Below are 24,063 nucleotides of genomic sequence, written 5' to 3'. Positions count from 1 at the left end.
GGGGTGAGCCTTCCGCACAAGTTTGTCGACTCGTCGCTCACTTCGTGACGTCGCCGCGTACTCCCTACTGCGCGGCCGCTCGAGGTGCATCGGAGCGGCCGCTGTCGAGTCCGAAAGATTTTCCGGAAAGCTGGGCACAGTGAGGAGAATGGGCCTTCCTGCCGGGTTGGAAGGCTTGATTCAAGTGTCGCCGGGCACGAATCGGGTGATTTGCGCCCGGGTCTTGATCTGCAGTTTCTGTAGGATCGCTGCTACCTGAGTGTCGACGGTCCGTCTCGATGTGCCTCGGTGGGCGGCGATAGCGGAATTGGTCAGTCCTGCTGCTGCCATCTTCGCAACTTCTTTTTCCGCCGCGGTGAGATCGTCCCATCCGGCAGACTCGTCACCCGGCCCACTATTCGGTAGTTTTATGTCTCTGACAGCTAATGTGCCCAGGGCCAATCGATAGATCTCCTGGGATTCGGGCCGCAGTGCCGCGCCTTGGGCTTCGATGCGGTCGAAGGCCTGCGCGCCGAGTACGTCGCGGGCTGTCCGAACTGTCTCTGCGGCGATGTCGGCGAACGGCCGGAGGTGTGCGATGTCGACGCCGAGCCTGGCACGTAGCGTTCGACTGCCACCTACCAGGAGCGCGATCTTGGTGGCCAGGTCGGCGCGGTGCCGGCTCGCCGCGCGGTGCTTCATGCTGTCGATGGTGATCTGACGCGCCAGCGACCAGGCGCGAAACTGGATTGCCCACGACGCCTCCCAATGTTCGCCGGTGGGAAGCACGGTCGCCAGCACGGATCGCTGCACAGCCAGCGCTTCGTCGATCTCACCCAGCCGGGTCAGGGCTACCGACCAGATCAGCTCGGCCCAGAGCTGGCTCCACGAGCTCTCTACCGCCTTCGTCCGCTCCAGATACTGGCTGGCGAGTTCCCGGGCCTGCTTCGGTGGCCCGAGTAGAGCAGCGGACAATGCCGCGAACTGCTGACTCCGCATCGCTCCCGAGAGGTTTCCATCGCGGTCATACTTCTCGCGGGCCCGGTCGAGGACGTCGATCGAAGCCTGGTTTTTGCGTGCGAACAGCAGTTCGAGCCCCCAGGCGAAGTCGACGACGGCTGGCAGGGCGAGGTCGGTCGTCGACGCCAGCCGCCAGTCTGCAGGGAGTATCGAAGTACAGGCCCTGACGCATCTGTCCAAGAGCTGCTCGGCATCGCCGGTTGCGCCCTGGCACAGCATGACCCACACGAGCATGGCCATCGCCGTGACGCGCAGTTCGGCGAGCACTCCTGATTCCCTCGCCGTCGCGTCGAGCGCTCGTTCGGTCAACGAGCGCATGTCGCGAAAAGGTCCTTCGAAGAACGGCAGCCGTAGTGTGAGCAAATCTATACAGATTTCGAGTGCGTGTACGGCGTTGCCGCCGGGTGCGAGGCTGCGCTCGATCGCGATGATGACGTTGTCCCACGATGCCGCTGCCCAATCCAACAGGTCTCGTTCCGCCGGTCCGAAGTAGGTTTTCGCCGCGTCCGAGACCTTGTCGCGGTAGTACTGCCGGTGGCGCTCTGTAGAGATCGAGTACTCATTCGTGCCGCCGACTGACCGGGCTCGCAATTTCGTTAGTGCGTAGACGCGGTAAGTCTCCGACAGCGAGTAATACACTGCCGTCGCACCGAAATGCCTCGACACCAGCGACTGGTCGGCCAAGCGCGAGAGGGCCGGTTCTATCTCGTCGGCCGTGATACAGGTTGTCTTTTGGTTCGTTTCGGGCCGACCGGCGCGATCGGGATCGGCGCAGACGGCCCGAATGGCGTCGAGGTCCGCGCCGGCATCCAGTGCCAGTCGTGGCACCGGCTCCTGTGCCCGGCCGTAACCACTGGCGAATACCGACATTCGCTCGAACAGCAGCTTCTCCTTGTCCCCGCACAGTTCGTAGGACCAGCTGACCACGTCGTCGATCGTGCGGTGTCGATCGTCACTGCCGAAAGAGGGCGCGAGGAGCCAGGTCAGACGATGGTCGTCCTCAGGATCGTCACTGAGTTGATGCACGATCATAGGCAACGACTGCTGCACGAGCAGACCGGCTGCGAGGCGAATGAACAACGGATAATCGTCCAGCCTGCGGCATACCGAGGCCGCCTGCGCCAATTGTTCTCGGCCGGTGATCGGGTGTCCGGTCAGCTCGGCTCGATACCGGAACAAGGTCAACGCTTGGTCAGGCGACAACGGCAGAACAGCGAACCGGTACTCATCGACCCAGCCGATAACTTCCCGGCTCGTCGTCATGATGCAAAGGCCGGGCACTTCGTCGAGCAATCGGCCGATGATCCGGCCGACATGAGACAACACGTGTTCGCAATTGTCGAGGACGAGCAGGGTCGTGACGATGCGTCCGCGGCGATCGGTTTCCGTCAGAGTTGTTACCAGAGCTTCCCACATCGGACGCTCGAAGTCGTCGGTCGCCACGACCGACCGGAAAATCTCCTCCTCGACCGCTGCATCATCGCAGCCCGCAGGAAGACCTGCGAGGTGGGACCAATATATGGGGGTATCTTGGATCCTCCGCAGCTGCTCACAGGCTTTCGCCGCCAAACGGGTTTTGCCGATACCGCCTGGGCCGACCAATGTGAGCAGGCGGGTTTTTCGTCGTAACAGGGTGACAATTCTTTCCACCTCGGACTCTCGTCCGACAAAATCGTCCTCCGGAAGTTCCGTCACGTGTTTGTCGATGTGTCGCGCCGAAATTTACCTCTCCTGACTCTCTTGAATTCCTGTGACCCGGCAATGGCATCCTCGTACCGCCATGCCTGATTCGTTCTGGATTGTTCCGGCCCACGGCTGCTGGATGGCAGTCCGGGCGTACCTCCGGGATGTGATCTGCGGATTCCGGTATCCGGATCGTCGGATTGTGCGACGACCTTGCCGCTGCCCTATCCGGGCGCCTCTCGGATCGTACAGGTAACGGCGGTACCGCCGTCGCGAAGGAGGGGCGCGCCGAGTAACTGCTGGTTACTTCCTGGAGTCCAGCGTTTGCTCCGAGGATCCACCGATGGGCTCCGAAATGGTTGCGCAGAATGCGTGTGCCGTCATCGGTAGGTGATAGGTGAGTAGACCTTGGGACAAGAATGGCCTATGTATACCGATCTACGTCGATCACTGCGTATGGACCAGGTCATCTGCCTCGGATTACCTTCGACCGCAGTATCGAGCCCGTGACCTCGCCGGGCTCGTCTCGGATACTTCCGTGCACCGGTGGTACGCATGTGACACGTGACCGTGGAGGGTAATCAGATGGGAGGCCGACATGGCTCAATCCGCCCTGCCTGCTTCCGACTGACAGTCATCTCGATCTCACGGTCTGATTGTGCGGCCGGATTCGAGCAAGCGCCAACGGCAACCTCAGCGAGGATCGAGCTCGGCCGATGCAATGGACGCCGATGGTATGCACGATGAACGCGACGATGGAGTGGTTGACCGCGGAATCGCGCGTGGGCTGCCAGAGTTCGCGCCCGTCGGATGGCGACGACTGGAAGCGTCGTTCGCGATGACCATCGTCTGCGAGTCGGTGCTATTACTGGCTGACGTCGGCACGCGAAAGGTGCGGTGCAGGGTCTCCGACACTGTGTTGGATGCGGTGCGCCAGCATCGGAGCGGGTCGGCTCAGACCAGCGATGGCCCCTGGTGGCGGTTGCTGGTGCGAATGGACGTCGACGTGGATGGGATCGAAATCGTCCCGGACTACGGCACGGAACCGTTTCCAGGTGAGCAATTGTTTGCGCCGGACGCGTATCGCGCCGATCTGGAGGTCTATCCGCGCGATCGGTTGCCGGTGTGGTTGGCGGCCTATATCGGGCGGGCGGATCTGCCATCGAGGCCGCCCAGGCAGGCGGCGGAGGAAGTACGGGCGGACCGGGCCGCCGGTGTGCGGGCCGTGCCGGCACGCCATGACGAGTTGCCGGATCTCGGCGTGCTGTGGGCCCGGTGGGCGGTGCTCGCGGCCGCGTTCGTGGCAGCCGGATCGCTGCGTGGCCCGCGGGTGGGCGCGTCGATGGGTGTGTTCGAGAGCGCTGAGCGCAGCGGTTCGACGCTGACCTTGCTTCCCGGCGACCGCGCAGTGTTGTCGGGGGGTGTCTGGGGCGCTGCGGTTCTGGATGCTTTCTACAACGCCGGTGCCGCGGCGCCGAAACTGTTTGCGGGCGCGCCGAGTTGGGTGGCCGATCCCATATTGAATCCGCGTGCGGCCACCGGTTTGCTGTCGTTCTGTTACTGGTGGAACGAGGGGCGGTGGTATCGGGGTGAGGCCGCGCCGCCGGACTACGCGCGGGCCGTGCCGAGAGTGTGGACGGTCGACGCCGTTGTGGACGTCATCGGCAAGCTGAAGTCAGGCCTGGGAGGCGAACCGAGGGCCGCCGAAGCGATGGTGTTCGCCGCGCAGTCACGGTCGGTGACACGGGCGACGATCGCGGCGGTATTCGGTGACGGTGAGCAGGCCGACATCGACGGAGCCCTTTTCCAATTCACGATTGCGGGCCTGGTCGCGGATGCGATACCCGAGGCGGATGCTCTCGCCGTTGTTCGCGAGCACATTCACCGGCGGGGCTACGACACCATCGGGTACCGGTTGTCCACATTGCGGGCCGATCGCGTCGACGCGGGCTGGGTCGTTAATGCCCCTGCTGCCCGACGAGAACGATCTCGCCTTGAATCGTGCAGTTTTCTATGTCGCCGACGACGGTGTGGTGGAGCGTTCGACGTCGTCGGTGCCGCGGTCGGTGTTGGTGAGCAGGGCCGCGCGGCGGTATCGATTGCGCCGAGACGGCCGGGCCTGATGGGGGGCGGTGTGAGCGACGAACTGAGAATCGATACGGACACCCTGCGGCGCGACGGTGCCCGGCTTGCCGAACTCGGCGACCGAGTGGGCCGGACCTATGCCGGGCTGCGGGATTCCCTGGCGTCGGTGTACGGGTGCTGGGGCGACGACGACCTGGGCATCGCGTTCGCCAAGGATTTCACGCCGCAAGCGGACCGGCTGCTCGAAGACTTGCACGCCATGGAAGAGAGCCTGCATGGGACGGCACGGCAGGTCGACGCCGCCGCGCAGGACTTCGAGGCTCAGGACCTCGCCGGCGGCAACCAGATCGGCGCGGCGGGCAGCGAATCGTTTTCCCCGGACCGGTCCTCCGGGAAGGATGTACAGCCGACTCCGGTCGCCGCGCCCGCACGCACAGAACAGGTGGTGTCGACGCCGACGCGGAGCCCCGGTGCCGTGGGCGGGCTCCAGAACGGGAATCCGGATTCGAAACACGCGGGCACTAGTGAACGCGCGTCCAGCGTTCCGAAGGGCGATCACCCGGTGCCGGATCGTGCCCCCTCCGCGGACCGTGCGTCCGGTGCACCGGCGGGCTCCTCCGCACCCAAAGATGTCACACCCCCGACGTCCGAGACGCCAGATCGACCAGGTAGTCAACAGCCAGCAGCGGACCCACGCGGCCGGACCGAGCCCCCACGGGTGACATCGCCGACCGCGGCCAGGCGGGAAGTACCCCGCTCCCCAGGGACGACGAAGCCCACCCGGCCCGCCCAGGAGCCGATGCGGCCGTCAGGTCCTGTCGCCATGGGAAAGGGAGGAACACCGTGGTCTCGGCCCCAGGCCCAGGGAAGCAGCCGGCCCGAGACTCCGGGGACGAGTCCCTCGGGTCCTCGGTCCGGCACCCCGCCACGTTCCCCGATAGGGAACCCAAAGCGGCGGAATCAGCGACCGGACGCAGAAGGACCGGGGGACAAGCGTGCCGCGTCCCCGGTATTCGCCTGGCTGGCCCGGACATTGCGTGACCAGCACGATGTCGTCGTCCTCGGGTTCGACCTCCCAGATCTGCAGGAGACGCCGGTACGCGAGTTCGCCGCGTCCGTCGACCGGGTGCTGACCGAGTATCCGATGATCGAACTCGACGTCGTCGCCGTGGCCGACGAGGCCGGCGATGTGCGGTGGCGCAGCGAGCCACGCGAGTCGGCAACCGTGCGGTCGATCACACTGAACCGCCACGCCGCCTGTGAGCCCGACTCCAGCTCCGCAATGGCGGAATCTGATGCTGGAGTGGATGATTCGTCGATTCGGTCGGCTACTGTGCGGGAGTTGGGCCGGGCCCTGGACGACGTCGGGGGTGGCGTGGTCGGACGCACCGCCCAGCACATCATGATCGCCGAGTACATGCGAGAGATGGCGGGCCGGTACACCACATTCGGTGGCCTGGTGGGGGGTTATCGCCGCTGGCGCGCCGAGTTGACCGGGGCAGCTGATCCGGTGGGTCGTTTCGAGGTGGATCGTGCAGTGGGGGCGGCGTTCGCCGACGTCGTGTTGAACGGCAACCGGGCGTGCGCGGCGGCGAAGAGCTTGCACACGGCTCTGATCCGCGCGACCGCGCCGGAATAGGCAGCGCGCGTGGCGGATACGTTGTCGTTGAACCCGGTGGTCCAGCTGCGGGAGATATTCGAGACTCTGCCCGACCCGGTGCGGCGTCCGATCGAGATGGTGGTGTTCGGCGGGGATCTGCCGCGAGCCGACATCTCGAAGATGCGGTGGATGGCCACCGAGCTGCGGAACAAGGCCGCCACTTTGGAAACTCACACTTTGGACGTGGAAAGCCTGCTGGCACAGCAGGATTCACTAGGTGCGTTCGGTGACCGGCTGCGGGAAGCGCTGCGTGCCCAACAGGACGGCGGCGCCAAGCTGCGCGAGCGGGCGCTGACGCTGGCCGACCAGGCCGACGCGGCGGCCAACGAAGCGGAGAAGACGCTGTGTGTGATGTTCGCGTTCGGCATCGAGCTGGGCTGGCGGATCCTGCGGATCCTGACAGCGGCCGCGACGACCGGCCCGGCGGGCCAGATGGCGGCCGCGCCGACCATAGAGGCGGAGTTGACGAAGGGCCGCGCCGAGGTCGAGGTGATGCGCGCGGGCCTGAAAGAGGCCTACGCACGACTCGCGACGGCCGCGGCGACGAAGCTGTCGGCAGTGGGCGCGGTCCGGTTCGTGGGCACGGTGGGCCGGGCGGCGTTGCTGCCCGCCGCCGTGGACGGGGGCGTGCAACTGTTGCAGGCCAAGGCCGGATATCGGAACCTGTCGCCGACGGGGGACAACGGCGAGAACCCGACTGGTATCGATGTGAAGTCGATTCTGGCCGCGGCGGCATCGGGTGCCGGTGGTGCGGTAGGCGGGGCACTGTCCGCGGCGGTCGCACCTGCGGTGTTCCCACGGTTGCAGACCAGCCGCGCGCTGGCCGGGCTGGTGCACGGGCTGGCGGGGGCGGTGGCGGGCGTGGGTGCGGCGGCCATGGTCACCGGCTGGCCGGAGGACTTCCACCACATTCTGGCGCCGATGCTCAACGGCGCGTTCGCCGGGTCGGTGCACGCCCAACCCGGTGCCCACTCGCACACCGGTGCAACCGCCGAACCGGTGATCGACGGCAACGGCCAGTCCACCCGACCCGATCCCCCCGCGGTCGCGCCTCCGGTGCACATCTCGGCGGAATCGCGGCAGGCGTGGGAGACCGCGCGCAAGGCGTGGAACACCGAGCCGGACACCGCGACTCCGGCCGCCGCGCCGGGCGGGCCCGCGGACACGGTGGTCGCCGCGGGGCACGGCTCCGCGCCGGTGCCGACCGTGGTGGCCGCGCCGCCGGTCCCCGCCGCACCACTGGCCCCCGTCGCGGCCGCGGCCCACCCGAGCGGGACGGCACCGGCGTCGTCCGCCGCGGCCGCCTCCGCCCCGGCGTCCAGCGCGGCAGCCATCCCCGCGCAGCGCGGCCCTGGCGGCGACGAACTCGCCCGCGCCTCGGCCCCGGCCACGCCGCGCGTGACCTCCGGCGCGGAAACCGCTGCCCCGCCCAAGCTTTCGACGCCGGCCACCACCCGCCCAGGCGACGAGGCGGCCGCCGTCCCCGCGCTGCCTCAGGTCGGCGAAGAGCAAGGCTCGGCCTCCGCGGGTGCCCCGCACAGCGGCCAGCAGGCAGCCGGGGAAGGGCAGGATTCCGGCTCGGCGCACGGCGAGCAGGCTCGCGGCCAAGGGCAAGCCTTCGCCGAGGCGGTGCGCGACGACCAGCAGGCGAGCGGTGAGGGGCAAGATTCCACCGCGCAGAACGGCGTGGGGAGGGCGGAGCACTCCCGGCGTGACGGGGAGACCTCCGCCCCGGCAGACGGCACGGAGTCCGAGCAGGCTCGCGGCGAAAGCGAGGACGCGGCACCATCGTCCGAGCGAGCTGCGGCCGAGGGTGAGGGCGGCACCCGGAGTGACCAGCGTTCCGGTGACGGCGAAAGCGAGGGCGGCGCGCGGAGCGACCAGCGTTCCGGGGACGGCGAAGGCCTTGCCGAGAAGGACGGTGCACGGCATGCCGAGGGCGAGGGGGTCGGCACCGTCGGGAAGGAGGGTGCGGCGACCGCGCAGCCTCGTGCCGGTGAAGGGGAGGGTTCGGCCGCTGGTCAGCGTGCGGAGGGTGAGGGCGCTGCTGCGAAGGACGGCGCGGCGACCGCGCAGCCTCCTGGCGGTGACAAGGGCTCGGCCGTTGTTGGACGTGGGGAGGGTGAGGGCACCGTTGGGGCGGACGGTGTGATGTCCGGGGAGCGGCGCGACGGCGGTGAGGAACCGGGTTCGGTTGCGGGAGAAGGTGTCCGGGCCGAGCAACGGCCGGAGGGTGAGGAGCTGGAGGCCGGTGCCGACCACGGTGCGCGCGACGGTGAGGATGCCGCCGCGCAGGACGGCGCACACAGCGGGCACCGCGGGGAGCACGCGGATCCCGCCGACGGTGCCGCGACAGAGGACGGCGCGACGGGTACACAACACCCGGGCGACGAGAACCGCAGTGTCACAGGGGAAGACGACGCGCCGGGGACCGGACAGCGAACCGGAGAGTCCGACGGGACCGCGGCGGCGGATTCTCGTGGTCGGGCCGAGGAGGTGCTGGCCGATTTCCACGCGCGGTCGGGCGACGACGTCCCGGAGGCGCTGAAGCTGTCGAATCTGCCGGACGAGGTGTTGCAGGCCGGGTTGTTCCACGAGGACGCGCACGAATCTCTGATCGCGGGAATAGAGATCATCCGGCGGCAGACCGCCGATCAGGCGTCCGGGGGGATGGTGCTGCGGGACCGGCAGTTGGAGGGCGGGTTCGAGATGGACCACCAGCCGGTGGAGATGAAGCCGGGTCAGGGCAAGACGCTGATGTTCATGTCGTATTCGCTGCACCAGGCGGTCCGCCACGGTTCGGTGCTGCTGGTGACGACCGCGGACGGGTTGGCGCACCGGGAGTTCACCGAATACCGGAAGGTGGTGAGCCGCTACGGGATCGACGTGGTGCGTGCCGACCAGCAGACCGGATTCGGCAAGCTGACGCCGGGCCGCCCCACGATCGTCGTAGCCACCGGCGAGACGGTCGGGCACCTGTGCAACGCCGGGCACACACCGCCGCGCCGCGCGGTGATCGACGAGATGGACGCCATCGTCGACCGCGGCGAGAAGACCTTCATCCGCGCCGAGTCGGCCCCGGGCGGCGCGCCCGAGGCGACCGCGCGCGAGGTGTTCGCCGCCCACGACTTCCTCGCCGACGCGCTCGCGAAAGGCCATCTCTCACACGAGGATTTCGGCCTCAAGCAACTCGCCGAGGAAGTCGACGTGCAACTGCCCGACGGCACCTGGGAGGTCGGGACGGAGTACTGGTACGACGGTCAGGCGGCGCTGACGCCCGCGGGCCGGGCGAAGGTCGAGGCGCTGCCGGGCGGTCAGCGGTGGTTGGAGGGGATGGGGAACTCGCGGCTCGAGATGGCCGCCGCCGCGGAGTTCACCACGCGCAACAAGACCCACTACGTGATGGACCAAGGCAAGATCGTCATCGTCGACCAGAGCGAGCACGGTCTGCAACGCAACACCAAGACCTCGAGCGAATCGCGGTGGAGCGCCGAGGAAGGCAAGGCGAGCCTGGCACAAGCGGTGGAAGCCAAGGAGATTCGCGCCGCCGAGGCGATCGGGATGAACCCCGAGCAGCACGGCATCGAGGTGCGGGCGGACACCGATTCGGCCAAGAGCATCACCGCGGCGGAAATCTATGGCACGAAACGGTTCTTCGACCACATCACCGGCGCCTCGGGCACGCTGACCGACCTCGGCCATGTGCTCAAGACCGTGTACGGGCTGAACGAGCCGCACGCGATCGATCCGTTCAATCCGTCGCGGCTGGTGGAGGGCCAGCCCGACGTGCACGAGAACACCAGGGCCAAACTGAACGCGCTGGCCGGGTACGCGCACGAGATGTGGGCGGACGGGCAGGGTCGCTTCCAGGAAATCCTGTGTCACCGCAACGATCTGGTGGACAAGCAGGTCAAGGCGCTGCTGCGGGCGGGGCTGCCGCGCGAGGCGATCGAGGCGGTCGACGCCGACCGGATCGCCAAGTGGGGCGCGGACTGGGAAAGCAAGCTGCAGGAGGTCTTCGACGCCGCCGGCGAGCAGGGTAAGATCCTGGTGATCAACCGCCAGGGCCAGCGCGGCGTGGACATCTCGGTGTCCGAGGCGGTCGAGGCCAAGGGCGGCATGCACGTCTGGATGACCGAGGTCCCCGAACAGAAGTACATCTACGACCAGGCCAAGAACCGCACCGCCCGCAACGGCAAATTCGGTACGGCACAGGCGTTGATGTCGCCGCAGGACGCGTTGATCCGCCAGGCCATGCACCTGCGCGGGGTCCGCGAGGCGGTGATCACCTACCAGGATGCCGTCGCCGCGCACCGCGCCGATCCCACCCCCGCCACGCACGACCAGGTCATCGAGGCGGGCGAGAAGCTCGGCTCGCTGGTGCCCGAGCTGCAGAAGCGCGCCCTCCACCACGCCACCACCGATTTCGTCCGAACCTATGCGCCCCTCGTCAACTCGTCCGCCGTACTCGGCCCGCAGACCGCCTGGGCGCCAAGCGATCCGGACCAACCCGACACCCTCGCCGACCGCTCCCGACGGCTCGCCACGCTGCTGGGCATTCAGCCCTCGACCGCGACGGCGCTCGCGACGGCGCTCGCGACGGCGCTCGACGAAGACGCTGCGCGGGGCCCGAACACCGCACCCGCGCAGAACGAAACGCTCGGCCGCGACACCGTCGCCCGTGCGGAGACGCGCGACCGTGCGGACGCGCCGAACCGCAACGACGCGCTGAACCGGGAGGACGCGCAAGACCCGAGCCTGGCCCGGGAGGACGCGCTCGACCCGAGCCTGGCCCGGGACACCGCGCTCGACGAGTCCGGTACCCGCACAGGCGCACTGACCGGACTGCTCGCACAGGCGAATCTCCCGCCCTCGGCCGCCGAGACGCTGCGCCAGTACCTCGACTCGACCGCGCCCGGAAAAGCCGTCCAGTACGCCCTGTTCACCGATGAGCAGGCCCTCGCGCGACTCACGCCGCTGCGCGACCGGCTGGCCGAAACGCTCGGCCTGGACCCCGCGGCCATCGAGGGCGCGGAGGGAATGCGTCATCTCGGCGCCGCGGCCACCGCCGCCCAACTCGAGCTGGCCCGCGCTCTCGATGAAGACGCGGTCCGCGCACGCGACGACGACGCGACCCGAGACCCGGCCGTCCCGATCTCCGGCATCACCCCCGCCACGGCACGGGATGTGTTGGGCGAGGCCATCTCTCGGCGCCTGCTCGAGGAAAGCACCGGCACTCCCGCCGACCCCGTATCCCACCGTGCCGACGCCGACGAGGTGGTCGCCGCGGCATCGCTCTACCTGGCCACCACCGCCCTGCTCGACCTGGTGACCGAAATACACCGGCGCAGCCCCAACAGCTGCGTCAACAACGGTGTGACCGCCATGCGCGTGCTGTGCGAGAACAACGCCGACCAGTTCATCATGCCGTCCGGCGGCATCCCGCTGCGCGGCCACAGCTGGGACACCGTGCGGACGTCGTTCCGCGGCGGCTCGGCGAAATACTCACGCTCGCTGGACGACGCCGTCGAATCGCTGAAGAACCGCCCCGGCGGCGCGCAGGTCCTGGTCTACAAATGGAAGAACACCGAGAAACAAGGCAGCGGCGACGCCGACAACCACCTGGTGGTGCTGGTCAACGACAGCAAACCCGGCGAAAAGCCGAACCTGGTCGTGGTCGACCTCGCGGCCTCCCGCGACGGCAGAACCGCCGACGATTTCGACGCCATGGACCTGGCCGACCGCCGCACCCTGCTCAACAAGGCCGTGAAATTCGACAAATGGCGGCGCGAACAGCAGAAGTATCTCAACCGCCTCCCGGAGTCCGAACACCTCTTCCAGACAATAGATTTCGACGCGGAGGGCGATCTGGTCACCGAGACGGTCGTGCGTGGCATGCCTCCCGAGGAAACCATCGACCAGCAGGTCTCGGTGCCCGAGGATTTGTCGCGCGAGATCGAGGAGATATACAAGAGCGTGCTCGAACCCGCGTTCAGCGGCAGTAAGCCGTCGGGCACACCGGATCCTGGCGAAACCGCCCACGAAGTCCCTCGAATGCCGAGGGAACTGCGCGATGCTCTCGCCTTGATAACGCCTACCGATCGCGACCCGGCGATCCTGCGCGACGCTCGAAAATTCGTCATCGAATGTTATGGGGACTACCAGCGGCGTGGACAGAATGAAGCGTCCGCCGCACGCAGCGCCCGCCAGGTCGTCCTCAACATCGGGCGGCTCGCCGACAAGCGAAAAGTTGTTCTTCCCGACCTGCTCGCCGACCTGTTTCGGGCCGGAGCGACCGCGTCGACGTGGAAAGCGGTCTGGGCCGAATGGAGAGCCAAGGGCCGAGCCGAGGGCTCCGGCAGTGTCGGCAGCCGCCCACACTCCGACACCGGAAACCTCGACGCCGATATCGGCGCCGAGGGCGCCATCGGCAGTAGTCCCTTGGACGAATTGGACTATGCCGCAATCGCGCCCATGGTTCGCGGAGACGAGTGGTCCACCGATCCCGCGCTCGGCGAGATCTGCAGGCAGCGAGGGTTCGACGGGTTGCCGGTCGTCGCGGCGGGGAACGAACTCGATGAGCTGATCGCCGCGGGCGGCCGCCAATTCTTCCGCGGAGTAAGCGCGGCGGAGCACGTGGAACTGTTCCGAACCGGCCCTTATTTCCCCGGACGGTGGCAAGGCGCCGATCACGGCAACGGCACCTACGTCACCACCAGCAGAAAATCTGCGCTGGAGTACGCCGACGACATCCCGGAGCGCGTGCTCCGCATGGTGATGAGGCCCGAATCCCTCGCCCGTGCCGTGGATTTCAGCCGCGTGCGCGCCGAACAGCGCGTCGAACTCGACGCCATCGATGCCGAACTGGAAGACCTGGCCGCACGTCCGCGACGGCCCGAGGTGCTCGCCCGAGAGGAGTACCTCGGCCACCGCAGAACGGTGCTCGCGGACACGGGCCGGTTCGCGGCCGCGATGGGCTACTCCGGCTACCACGCGGTCGATCCGGGGGGACACTACGGTGAGGTCTGGGTGATTCTGGACCGGACGTCGGTCACGGTGGACGAGGTTCCCCGCGTTCCCGCGCCGGCCCCGCGGCCGGCCGACCCCAAGGTTATCGAGCCCGTGATGCGCGCACCGGGCGACATCTCGAGGATCATCGCGGGTCTGAGCGGTCCGCAGACGCCGAAAACGGACGCCGCTGAGCGGGAGCGCGACGAGGCTCCGGACGCGCCGAACCGACCGGACGCCGTGCGCGCGCCGCGAGAGGAACTGGCACACTGGGCAACTCGCCTGTCGGACGACGTCTTGCGGACCCACCTCGCCGACACCCACAACGAAACCTCTGCATGTATTGGCGCGGTGCGGCGCGGGCAGCCCCCGTCCGTCGAGGCGGCGGTCGGCACGGCGCGGGTGCAGGTCGCCTTGGCTGCCGAACAGTGGCGGCGGATCAGCCGCGGCGATACCGGGGCGGCGGCCGCGGTGGCGGCGGCCGCGGCCGACGTGTTCGACGTCGTCGGAGCGCTCCATGATCCCGCAGGACGTGCCGTGCCCGGCGATCTCGACGCACTGACCCGATTCCCGGAGCGTGTGGTCGCCGCCGCGGAACTCGACGCCGGGCACATCGTCGATGCGGCGGACTGGGCGAGACTCGCCGACGAGCACCTGATCGCGAGCCGGGGCCGCGGCTTGGGGCCGGAACTGATGCACGCGCTGCGCGAACTACCTTCGCGCGCAGCCGAATTCGACGCGGCCGACACCAGCTCGGACCGGGTCTTCGGCGAGGCGGCGTGGCGATACGTACCCCTGGCCTATCGTGCGGCGCTGTATTTCCTGACCCACACCCGCGACGCCGACCGCGCTCTGGCCGTGCTGCGCGACGCGGACCACGCGGTGGCGGCCGCGGCGGATCGCCTCGGGCCCGGCACGCACGCCGCGGCGCTGGGACTGTCGCTGTATCAGCTGCGCATGGACATCCATCGGGCGATCGCGGACGCGGGCGGCGCGACCGCCTCAGCCATGCGGACCGCCGCACTGCAAGGGCTCGCGGCGAATCCCCGTCTCCCGCAGCTGTTCCAGCGTGCCGTGGACGAACTCGACGTCCTGGCTTGGCAGGGCTCCGAGACGCCGAGATCGCTCCGGTCTACCTATACGGCGCATCGCCTCACGTCCGGGGATCTCTTCGCCGGCGCCAACGCGCGATTCCCCGAAACCCGCGTGCGGGCCGTGGGGGTGAACGCCGGCCGTTTCGTCACGCCGGGTGGCGCGTCGGTGGAACGCCTGACCACCGGGTCGCGCGACATCCCGTTCGTGATGGACCGGTGGGGACGCATGATGGCCGCCGACGGCCACGACTCGCTGCTGCGGCTGATGTCGGTCATGGGGGACGAGCTTGCCGGATGGGGCACGCTGGCCACCGACGATTCCGGGCAACCGCACGGGCCGGTGCGCCCCTACCGGGTCCGCGAGATCTTCGACCCGATGGGTACCGCCCAATTGCGTGATGTGCTGGTCCGCGGCGGAATGCGCCTCGACGACAGCACTTTCGACAACGAGAGCCAGGGCAGGCTGTGGCGAGGCGACCCGCCGCCGATATCGCATCTTTTCGACATGGCCGCGACCGGTTTCGACCACAGCGTCGAGGCACTGTTCGCGAGTTACGGCGACGGATTCTGGGTGAAGCCCGACCGCGAGAACATCACGCTGAGCGACAACGAAATACGCATACCGCTGACCCTCGCCCCGCTGCGCCGCGAACCCGGCCACCTCGAGGTCGTCGTGCGGCGGCAGGGCGAGCGCGTCACCGTCCGCTATCGCGACCCGCATCCGGGCGCCGAACCCGACCAGGTCGCCCCCGTCTTCGCCGAACTGCACCGGCGCATGACCCGCTGGGTAGCCGACTCCGGCAACGCCGACTGGCACCCGGACACCGCCGAGGTCGCCCGCACCTTCGCACAGCACGCGGACCTTGCGCATCCGGACCAGGACGGCACCCACATCGGCGGCCGCCCAACGGATTCCACGCCCGACCAGACTCCGAAGCCGATAGCGTGGCCGAACCCCGCCGAGGTCAAGCCTTTCGGCCCATGGCTGCGCGCCGCCCGCGAGGCCCTGGGTATCTCGCAGAAGGAATTGGCCGCACGCATGGACGTGCCGGGTTCGGGCAGCTATCTCGGCTCGTTCGAGCGCGGCATCCGACCGACCCGCGACATGATGCTGCGCATTTTCCGGGCACTGGGAGTACCCGACGACATCGCCGAGGGAGTCCTTCGCGAGGAGCTGATCGCGGAGATCGACGAGCTGCCCGATCCCGCCGATCCGACGTTCCGGATTCCGAATGCCTGGATCGTGGCAGCACGCCTGCGCCGCAAGATGCCGCAGAAGGTATTGGCCGCGCACGTCGGCCTGAGCGTGACCCAGTGGGCGCCGCGGGAACGCGCCACGAACCCACGAACCAAAGCGTTCCAGATCACCCTGGAGCAGGCACAGCGCGCGCTGGAAGCCCTGGGCGCCACGCAAAGAGTCGCCGACGCGTTTCTGCGCCGCTTCTACCCCGAAGCCGCTGCCGAGATGGTGCCCGACAGCGACAACATCGGCAGCCGGCCGCGGAACGACGAAACCTCGCTGGGCGAGGGAAATTTCGCTGACGACGTACATTCGGTGAGCGAAGCGGTGCGAGCCGGGCGCGGGCCGCTACGCGCCGACCATTTCCCGCTGCCGGGTATGCGGACGCGCACCGACGATCCGGACGTCCTCGCCCGGTTGCGGTTGTTCGCGCTGTGGCAGGCGTCCGTGGCGAACCGCGGTCTGGGCAAGCTGGTCAGCCGGTGGGAGGCGGCGGCGACACCGAGCGCCCGGCGCAGAGTGCTCGCACAGGTGTACTTCTGGGTTTCGCACCAGCGTTACCTGCGGCAGGTGTGGGCGATCGAGCGTGACCCGGGTGCGATCGGCGAGTACGAGGAGAACCATCCCACCCACTTCCGGACCCGGATCGGCGTCGACTCACCGAACTTGGACCAGGTGGGCCGCCCCGTCGGCACACCGGCGCTCGCCACCGCCGAGGCCATCGGCCGCGTGATCCGGGCGCGGCTGGACGCGGAGGCGCCGGGAGAGGCGACGCTGCGGAACACGGTGCGGCTGCCCGACGGTACCCGGGTCGACGGCAACAGTCTGAGCGCGCTCGCCGACGGCCGATTCGTGATCGAGACCGCATGGCCTGCCGATCAACGGGTGATCTTCGATGCCGCACTTGTCGTCCTAGCCGAATTCGCCGAGCAGAGGTCGGCGAATATCTCGGTCGACGCGCTGCGGCGTTTCGCCGACGCGGTGTACCTGCTGTATCAGGCGCCGCTCATGTCGAGAGGCAGTGACGCGACCATCCGGACCTTCGCAGGGTCGGTGCTCACCTTCGTGTCGGGCCACCCGCGGGGCCTACCCCATGACGTCGATTTCCAAGCGATGGCGCGGAGCCAATCCGACTTCGCCGACTGGCTCACCGGCATACTCACCGGCGAAGCCGCGCCCGCAGACCCCGCCACGTACGGCTCGGAGTATCCCCGCGACTTGATCGGCGGCCGACCGACGGATTCCGCACCGGAGCCGGGTGACTCGCCTCGGCATGCGACAGCGTGGCCGAACCCCGCCGAGGTCAAGCCTTTCGGCCAATGGCTCAGAGCCGCGCGCGAAGCCCTGGGTATCTCGCAGAAGGATTTGGCTGTCCGCATGGGTATTCCTGGGTCGGCCAGCTACCTCGGGTCGTTCGAGCGCGGCATCAGGCCGACCCGCGAGATGATGGTGCGAATCCTCGAGGCCCTGGCGGTGCCCGAGGACATTGCCGAGGCGGTATTGCGCGAGGCGACCACCGCGGAGATCGACGATCTGCCCGATCCCGCAGATCCGATGTTCTCCCTTCCCAACTCCTGGATCGTGGCCGCGCGCCTGCGTCGGAAGATGACACAGAAGGAATTGGCCGCGCACGTCGGCCTGAGCGTGACCCAGTGGGCGCCGCGCGAACGCGCCACCATCGCGCGCACCAAGGCTTTCCAGGTCACCCGGGAGCAGGCACAACGCGCCCTCGAGGCGCTGGAAGCGACCGAGCGGGTAGCCGCGGCTTTCATGCGGCGTTTCTACCCGGAGACTCCGGCACCGGCCGCCGATTCCAGCAAGGCCCACGACTTCATCGTCGGCAGCATGACGGATTCCGTACCGGAGCCCGGGAACCCGCCCCGGAATTCGACGGCGCGGCCGCACCCCGCCCGTACTGCCGTGCCGGCGCTCCGCGAGTTGACGCCCGAGGAGGTCGACGACCTGCCGGAGCCTACGGATCCGCAGTTCCGCCACCCCAACTCGTGGATCGTCGCCGCCCGCCTGCGTCGAAAGATGCCGCAACGGGAAATGGCCGCGCACGTCGGCCTCAGCGTGAGCAGTTGGGCACCGCGGGAGCGTGCCGAGAATCCGCGGATGAGGGCGTATCAGGTCACGCGGGAACAAGCGCGGCGTGCGCTGCGAGCATTGCAGGCCTCGGACAGAGTCACCGACGCTTTCATGGGCCGCTTCTATCCCGATCCCGACTCCGACATCCCGACGGGCAACGACACTCCGCCCGGCCGCATCGGCAGCCGCCCGCAGGAGGATTCGGCGCATCCGTTCCGAATTCTCGACGACCCAGGGATGTCCGGTGATCGTGAGGTCGAGCCGGGATACTGGGGGCACTACGGGGCCGCGGGGGTGCTGGTCCGGCACGTGAACGAGTTCGGTGAAGAGTTGTTCCTCATCTACCGGGCGAAAGACGGTTATTCCCAAGAGTATTGGCAATTGCCCGGCGGATCGCTGGCTTCGCGGGAGACCGCGGCCCAGGGCGCGGCCCGCACGCTGAGTACGGCACTCGGCGCGAATGCCGAATACCTGGCGGGATTGACGCACAAGGGAACCCACGTGATCGCCGGGCCGCGCGGGTGGCAGAACCACGTACTCGTCGCCGACGCACCGGAGCTGTTCGACCCGAAGTCGATCGGCAAGGATGTGCGGGAGGCTCGGTGGGTGAGCCGTGACGAGCTGGTCGCGTTGGCCGGACGAGACGCCCTGTATCCTGCCCTGACCAGGCATCTGTCGCGCGTGCTCGGGCTGTTCGAACCGGATGCGGCCGAACCGGTCGTCCCGCCGGCCCCCGTCTCCACGACTACCGCCACCGCGCGAGCCGAAACTCTGCCTTCGGCACCTGCTCTCCGCGTCCTGGACCGGGCGATGGTCGACGACTACATCGAGCTGGCCGACTTCACGCGATCGACGATGCTGGATCGTTCATACCGCGCCGAGACGAAACGGCGCGAAGACGAGTTCTTCGCCCGGTACCCGCAGGCTCGCGACGCTGCCGTCTACAGGCTGCTCATACAGTCCGCCACACTCCATCGGAACACGCAGCAGTTGGCGGACGACCTCGGCATCGACATCGGCAATCTGCGCGCGCGAATGGCTCGCGAACTCTCCGACCTGGTCGAGGGCAAGGCGCTGGCGGTCCGGATCCGGCACGAGTCGCTGTTCGGGTTGCTCGCCGACGGCCGGTTCAAGACGCAGTTCGAGCAGAGGGCCGGCGGCGGCAAGGGGCCCCAGGTCGCGAAGCTGGAAGACCAGCTGTTCGGCAACCCCGAGGACATGGATCCGCGGCTGCGGCCCGTCTACGGCTACGTGCTGACCGAGGGTGAGCGCCCGGCCGGGTTGGCGGACGAAGCCACCTCCGCCCGGCCGCCCGGCATCAAGCTGCGCACGGAGCGGCTCGCCCAATACGGCCGGATCGAGTTGGTGCTGAAAGACGATGTCCGCCGGCGGTCCACGGTCTGTGTCGGCGACTCGGCGGTCTACTCCAGTGGTCTCTTCGAGGGCAGACCGGTCCGGACCATACCGTCGGCATTGCTGGACCCGCAGCCCGAATCTTTCGGCATCGTCCCGCTCTCCGAGGACAGCCTGGTTGAGGATCAGCCGCTGCGCGGAACGGATCGCGACTACTCCGGCGCGCTCTTCCGGCAACACCAGTACGTCGAGTGCCAGGTCCACGGCGGTGTCACCCTCGCCGACATCGATCACATCAATCTTCCCGAACAGCCCGATCCGGAGCTGCGCGCCGCTCTCGAACGCGCGGGCGTACCGTGGCGTGTCCTCGACAGCCGGGCCGTCGCCCGCAGCGGCGACCCGGAAGCCGTTGCGCGCGAGCGGCGTCGGCTCACGGAGGACCTCGCGACGGTCGAAGCCACGGTCGAGGGCATTCGCCGCGAACTCGACGCCGCGGCGCGACCCGGTACGCCGCAGACGGCGCTGAATAAGGTGCCGGGTTGGCGCGTCGAACTCCGCAATGCCGAAGCCATGCGCGCCCAACTCGTCGACATGCTCGAACCGCTCCTCGCCAACTTCGACGACACCGAGCCGTCCGGGCACATCGGCAGCAGGCCGTCGGACGACTCGTCCATCCTGGAAGGCCTCACCTCTCGGCAGGTGACGGTCTTCGATCAGGCGCGAAACGGCTTGACGCACAGCGACATCGCGGCGGCTACCGGCATATCCGAGCGCGAGGTGCGGGCGAGCCTGGCCGCGGTGCGGCGCACGCTCGTGCGGCGGCGGGAGCGGCTGGTGGCGGAGAGTCGTCTCGCCGATCGCTCCGCGAACTCCGAGTCGGGCCGTTTGCGCGGTGCCATGTACGCCGCCCTGGTCGGCGCGGACCAGCCGGATCCGCGCCGGCTGATCGCGGAGGCGAGCGCGGAGCAGCTGGAACGGCTCGTGACCCCGGTGCGCTCCGCCCGCGAGAAGGCGCGCGGCGGCATGATTCGCACCATGACGCTGCTCGCCGCGCAGCGTTCCGTGCAGGCGCTCGCGGACGAACACCACCGGACCCAGGCGGAACTGGCCGCGGCACTGGCACAGGCGAGTCCGGCCGACCTGCGAGCGGCGCTGGACGAACTGAACCCGGTCGAACGGCGGATCGTCCTCAACCAGTTCGGACCGAGGACCTCTGCGGCCACCTTCGAACCGGAGGGTTCCGTCCGCGGCTCCCGCGCGGTCGATCTCGTGCGCCGGCTCGCCGCCTCGCTCGCGGCCCGTGCCTCCGCCGAAGGCCCGGCGATCGACCTGCTCACCGCGGTGCGGCAGACGAATCACGCTATCGCGCAGACATATACGACGAACGAGTGTCTGACGGCGGTCGCGGAACTGGGGGAGCGGCTGGACCCTGAGCACGCGGCGGAGAACGAGTCCGCCAGCTGGCGCTCGCTGCCGGTGGACCACGGTTTCGACGAGGAACAGCGACGCGTCGCCGACGAGGCGCTGCGCGCGGGCGGCTTCCACCACGCGGAGGGCTTGCAGCGCTGGCACAATCGCCGCCACGCCGCCTCGGCGCAACGTCGTGCGACCGAGAACGGCGAGTGGTGGGACTCGCTGCGCGACCCCGCCGCGCCCGGCGGGCTCAGCGCCGCGCAGCGGGCGCTGATCCAGGTGTACCCGCACGAGATCGGCAATGCCGACGGGCTGCCCGCCGTCATCCGCGACCATGCCAACCGGCTGTCGATCCGTCGGCAGCTCGAGGAGTTCCTCGCCCGCAAGCCGGCCGGCGCGGGATGGGTCGACTGGGTCCGGACCGGGCTCACCGCCTCCGAGCGCAGAGTGTTCGGCAACCTGATCGATATCCGGAACCATCTGCGGGTGATGGATCGGAAGGCCGCCGAGATGCCGGGCGGTCCGCCGGTGCACCTGCTGTCGTTCGACGCGGCGGCCTTCCACACCAAGGGCAAGGCCGTCGCCGCGCTCGGCAACGTGGACACCGCGCACACGGTGAATTGGCATGTGCCCGGCACGAATACGACGTCCTCCTCGCTGGCCTACCAGTTCAAGCCGCTGGAAAACCTGTACCGGGAGACCTTGAACGTCGAACCGTCGCTGGAGCTGGCATCGATCATCTGGATCGGTTACGACGCGCCGGCCGGACCCGTGAACACCGGTTTCGTGAAGGCCGCCTTCCGGCGCCGCGCCCGCGTGGGCGGCGACCACCTGCTGTCCGATATCGCGGCGCTGCACGCCACTCGTGCCCGTGCCGGAACGGCCGATCCCGATCGGTTCGTCAACCGGCTCTACGGGCACAGCTACGGTTCGGTCACCTTGTCGTACGCGGGCCGCGACGGCAGGCTCGCCGGTCTGGTCTCCTCGATCATCCTCGCGGGGTCGCCCGGAACGGGCCCGATCCGCCATGCCGAGGAGTTCGGCATCGGCGCGGACAACGTCTATGTCTTCGCGTCGTGGCGCGATATCGTCACCAAGTTCGGAGCGGACGAGCCCGGTGTCTACAGCCGCGTCCATCGCCGCCTCGGTCACGGCATGGATCCCGCGACCGAGGCCTTCAGCGGAGTCCGGCTCGCCGCCGAGTTCCCCGACTCCCCGCATTTCGCCGGCGTCGAGGCCGTGCACCAGGGCTATCTGCTCTACGACCCGATGACCGGGCTGCCCAACGAGGCTCTGGTCCATGCCGCGCACATCACCGCGGGGCACGGCCATACGCGGGAACGAGTGCCGCACCGCCGCGCCGGGACGCGGGCGTTCGCGGGCCCCCAGGACCCTGAGCAACTGCGCTACGCCAAGCTCGGACCCGACAGCGACACCGACGAATCCGGCCTCGAACCGGGCGGCAATATCGGCAGCAGAACCCACGACGACGACGGACAACGCACGCCGTGGAGCCCGCCGAGCGCGGCGACCGATCCGGGCACCGCGCCCGACGAGACGGATCCGGCCGCCCGGCTGGCGGTCGCCCACTACGCCACCGAGCGCCGCGCGGACCTGCTGCGGGAACTGTCGGACCTGCTCGCGCCCGAGAACATCGCTCCCGAGGAACTGCTGCGCACCGGCTCACCCGACTGGGAAGCATGGTTCACGAGGTACCGGGAGACGCGGCGCGATCTGGCGCGAATGCTCGAGATCGAGCGCGGCGCGGCGGTGGACGACCGGTGGCTCCGCCACGTGCTGGACGACTGGCGCGAACAAGACTGCGCGACACCGGAAATCCTCGCGGCCGGACGCGAGTTCGACCGCATGGCGCCGATCGCGAGGCTGGTCGACGACATCCAGCGCCTCGACACCTGGGCTCGCACGGTCGAGGCGGTGGAGACGGAACTCGACCGGCGCGCGGCGGACCTGTCCGGCTTGATCGGCCGGGCGCACGGATTGCTGCGGGCGGCCACCGACTTCCGGGCGCACGGGGAACTCGCCCGGATCCTCGGCGCGACACTCGCGACGGCCGACCGGCTCGCCGCGGAGCGGCAACGCCTCGAACGGCACGCGCGCGAACTCTTCACTCTGGGCAGGGCTGTGGCCGAGGACGAGAGGACGTCGTTCGAGCCGTGGAACCGGCGTCTCCTCACGGAGGCTCGGCGCTATCGGGTGTCGACTTCGGATTCGTGGCACGGGATGACGCTGCTGCACGCCCGGCTGCGCTCGCTCGCGGCGGCCGCCGAGGACCCCGAGCACGAGTTGGCGTCCGATATCGACGAGTTGCGACTGCTCGCCGACCGGGCGAAGGCGGCGGTCGAACGCTACGACAGCACCCACCTGTTGAACGCCGACCTCGACGCGGCGCTCGACCTCGCTAATCGGACGCTGACGGGAGTGCCCGCCGCGACGGACGGGGCGACGTGGCAGCTGTCCCAGTTCTCCGATTTCGCGCCGTTGGGCGACCGTCTGGCGGCCGTGCGGGACGATGTCGCGCACCGGCGGCAGCAGGCCGTCGTCGCGCTGCGGGACGATCCGCGCGGTGAGGACGAAATCGCCCGTGCGAGTGCGCGACTCGGCCGGATCGACACCGTGACGGCGGCCTTCGACGAAGCCGCGCACCGGAAGACACTGGGCCGGATGAACCTCATCCGCCGGATGAACGAGCATCTGCGGCACTATCCGCTGGACCGGCGGATGGCCCGGGGCGAACTCGAGCCGGAGCTGGCGGTGGTCCTCGAGGCGTGCCGCGTCAGCGCGGCGGCGCTGCCCGACGACGGGTGGGCGGAGCGGAGTCCCGCGGACGTGCGCCGGCACGTGGACGAGTGGCGGCGCGACGGTAAACCGGCGCAGCTGGTGCAGCAGGGCGAGCGCTACCTCAGCCTACGGCTGCTGGCGGAGGCGTTCGAAGACGACAATCCGTGGAACAACTGGCATCGGCGGCTCGTCGGGCACGCATCCACGCTCAAACAGCTGATTCACGGCCGGATGACGGCCGAGGAACAGCGCGCCACGACCTACGCCCGCCTGCGGGAACTCGCCACCTCCGGCGAACTGGACCTGAGCCGGTGGCGTTCCCTGCCGGAGCTGCGGAAAGCATTGCGCCGCACGGTGAAAGAGGAACTGCGCTGGCTGAGTACGGTACTGGGTGCGGAGACCCCGGAGGCGCTGCACCAGCTGATCGAAGCTCCGGGGGACACGGTGTCGGTGTCCTCTCTCGAGACGGCGGTCACCGAGGCGACCCGGCTGCTGCCCAGCGGTCGACCACAGGACCTCGCGGCGCACCGGCGTGCCGAACAGTGTCTCGACATCATCGCCACGGTCGACGCCATCGACCAGATCGACGACCAGACCGCGGAGCTCGACAAGTTCGACGCCGATCTCGACGCATGGCTGGA

Annotated in this window: 3 protein-coding genes (1 of these 3 running past the window's edge); 2 read left to right on the top strand and 1 reads right to left on the bottom strand. The window is 68.7% G+C overall.

What is annotated here, in order from left to right; translation table 11 throughout:
• Positions 1–180: 180 nt before the first annotated feature.
• The gene (locus tag IU476_RS36995; RefSeq protein WP_195097253.1) at positions 181–2,694 is read right to left on the bottom strand and encodes an ATP-binding protein; all 2,514 of its coding nucleotides are present in this window, start codon (positions 2,692–2,694) and stop codon (positions 181–183) included.
• A gap of 724 nt (positions 2,695–3,418) precedes the next feature.
• On the opposite strand from IU476_RS36995, the gene IU476_RS05920 reads away from it, so the two are divergent.
• The gene (locus tag IU476_RS05920) at positions 3,419–6,406 is read left to right on the top strand and encodes a hypothetical protein (RefSeq protein WP_195097251.1); all 2,988 of its coding nucleotides are present in this window, start codon (positions 3,419–3,421) and stop codon (positions 6,404–6,406) included.
• Positions 6,407–6,415: 9 nt separating this feature from the next.
• Positions 6,416–24,063, top strand: partial view of a helix-turn-helix domain-containing protein gene (locus IU476_RS05915; protein ID WP_195097249.1) — the 5' portion only. Its footprint extends 12,793 nt past the window's final position; the window shows 17,648 of its 30,441 coding nt (coding positions 1–17,648); it begins with the start codon at positions 6,416–6,418; its stop codon lies beyond the right edge, outside the window.

This window comes from Nocardia blacklockiae (assembly GCF_015477355.1).
Lineage (GTDB): Bacteria > Actinomycetota > Actinomycetes > Mycobacteriales > Mycobacteriaceae > Nocardia > Nocardia blacklockiae.
The sequence above is the reverse complement of the archived record's forward strand: the minus strand, read 5'-3'. Positions and strand labels throughout refer to the sequence as shown.